This is a genomic window from Ornithinibacter sp., from assembly GCF_035443565.1.
Classification (GTDB): domain Bacteria; phylum Actinomycetota; class Actinomycetes; order Actinomycetales; family Dermatophilaceae; genus Fodinibacter.
Genome location: NZ_DAORSO010000237.1, coordinates 1 through 2462, shown reverse-complemented (window position 1 = coordinate 2462; position 2462 = coordinate 1). Strand labels below are relative to the sequence as shown.

2 protein-coding genes are annotated in these 2462 nt (G+C 67.1%); both read left to right on the top strand.

The features are described from left to right. Positions 1-150: 150 nt before the first annotated feature. Complete coding sequence (istA, locus tag PLL68_RS13860) at positions 151-1623, top strand: IS21 family transposase (RefSeq protein WP_324535059.1); 1473 nt, start codon at positions 151-153, stop codon at positions 1621-1623. After that, on the top strand, positions 1620-2387 hold the full coding sequence (gene istB, locus PLL68_RS13855) for an IS21-like element helper ATPase IstB (protein ID WP_324535057.1): 768 nt from the start codon (positions 1620-1622) through the stop codon (positions 2385-2387). Before istA ends, istB begins: the two co-directional genes overlap by 4 nt. Positions 2388-2462: the final 75 nt, after the last annotated feature.

The following is a 2462-nucleotide window of genomic DNA, read 5'->3' as shown; positions in this document are numbered from 1 at the left end:
TGTCCGTGGCCATGTCAAAGTCCTCGCTGGTGGCCAGGAAAAGTCCTCGCGGTGGTGAGTAGGTAGATCCACCCTGCGGGCCACCTCGAGCGGTGATCGTGAACGACGACCAAGTCAGTTCCAGATCACACGCTCGAGGGGTTGTGCACATTGTTGTCAGCGAGGAAGAACATGGATGTTGTCGACGCGTACGCGCGTCTGGGGTCGTATCGCGCCGCCGGCGAGTTGTGCGGTGTGGACCCCAAGACGGTGAAACGAAAGGTGCTCGCCCACGAGGCCGGGCTGTTGGATGATGAACGTGCCGAGCGGGCGCCGGTGCCGAAGAACACCGATGGGGTCCGCACAGTGGTGCTCGATCTCGTCCGCGAAGCCAACGGCCGTGGCACCGCGAAGCGGTTGCTGCCGGCGGCACGCACGGCCGGCTACGCGGGATCGGACCGCAACTTCCGGCGGCTCGTGGCGGGCGTGAAGCGTCAGGTTCGTGGCGAGATCGGCCGTCATCAGCGGCGGCCGGCGGTGTGGGTGCCGGGCGAGACGCTGGCGATCGACTGGGGTCTGTTGCCGTCGGGGTTGAAGGTGTTCTGCGCGGTGCTCGCCTGGTCGAGGGTCCGTTTCGTGCGCGTTGCTCGTGACGAGACCGCTGCGACGACGTTGGCGATGCTCGCCGACTGCTTCGACACGTTGGGCGGTGTCCCCGCGAAGGTGCTCGCGGATCGGATGGGCTGTCTGAAGGGCGGCACCATTGCGAACGTGGTGATCCCGACGCCGGACTACGTCCGGTTCGCGACGCACTACCGGTTCGTCCCGGACTTCTGCCATCCAGCTGACCCGGAGTCGAAAGGCATCGTCGAGAACCTGGTCGGCTACGCCAAGACCGATCTGGTGTTGCCCGACTCCGACGACCTGGCGGTGTTGAACGACGCCTGCCGCGTGTGGTGTTGCGAGGTCAACGCCCGTGCGCATTCGGAGATCTGCGCGATCCCCGACGTCCGCCTGGTCGAGGAACGGGCGCTGTTGCGGGAGTTGCCGATGCTGCGCCCACGGATCGGACGCGTGGAGGTCCGCAAGGTCGACAAGCTGTCCACGATCCGAGTCGCGTCGGCTCGCTACTCGGTCCCACACCGACTCGTCGGCGCACACGTCGAGGCCGTCACCTTCGACGGCAAGGTTCGCATCTACGACCTCGACGGCGGCCTCGTTGCCGATCACGTGCAGCTCGCACCCGGCGAAGCAGCCGTGCTCGACGAGCACTACCCGACACCACGACGCGCTCCGTCACGCGGACCGCGAGCACGCACCGATGCCGAACGCGAGTTCCTCGCCCTGGGTGAACCAGCCGAGGCGTTCATCCGCCAAGGCGCCGCCGCCGGGATGACGATGCTGCCCAAGGAGATCATCGAGATCGTCGACGACATCCTTCCCGCGCACGGCCCCGAGCTCGTCGCCAAAGCCCTCGCCAGAGCAGCACGCTTCGGCCGCTTCCGCGCCGCGGACGTCCGCTCAATCCTCGCGATCGGCACCGCCACCACCGAACCCGCGCAGCCCGGCGACCACGTCGTGGTCGGACTCCCGACCGCCGAGGTCCGCTCGTTCGACGCCTACCGGATCGAGAACCTCGCATGAGCGGCCGCACCCCGATCCCGCTCACTGCAGATGTCGAAGCCGGCCTGCGCCGGCTGCGCCTCGCCGCGATCCGCCGCGAAGCACCCGACGTCCTCGCCAACGCGAAGGCGCAACGCTGGGCACCCGAAGAAGTGCTGCGGGTCCTCGTCGAGGCCGAGATCGCCTCACGCGACGCCTCCAACACCCGCAACCGGATGACCGCCGCACGGTTCCCGATCGACAAAACCCTCGACGAGTTCCGCCTCGACGAATCGTCCATCCCGCGAGCCAGCCACGACTACCTCGTGACACTCGAATGGATCCACCAAGCCGAGAACCTATGCCTCGTCGGGCCCGCCGGCACCGGCAAGACCCACTACCTCATCGGCCTCGGCACCGCCGCCGTGACCGCCGGCTACAAGGTCCGCTACTTCACCGCCGTCGAACTCGTCGAGCACCTCTACCGCGCCGTCGCCGACAACACCGTCGGCAAAGCCATCGAAGCCGTCTGCCGCAACGACCTGATCATCATCGACGAAATCGGCTTCGCCCCACTCGACCACACCGGCTGCCAACTGCTGTTCCGCCTCGTCGCCGCCGGCTACGAACGACGATCCATCGCGATCGGCTCCCACTCACCCTTCGAGCACTGGGGCCGCTTCCTGCCCGATCAACCCACCGCCGTCTCACTGCTCGACCGGCTCTGCCACCACGCCCACATCATCACCACCACCGGCGACAGCTACCGCCTCACCCACCGCACCACCCGCAGCAAGGAGGCATGACCGCGAGGACTTTTGTTGGCCACCAGCGAGGACTTCCGTTGGCCACCAGCGAGGACATCAACTTGGCCATTGACA

Bases quoted from the DNA above. Each gene is read 5' to 3' on its own strand.
- istB (WP_324535057.1), top strand. From the start codon at position 1,620: ATGAGCGGCCGCACCCCGATCCCGCTCACTGCAGATGTCGAAGCCGGC.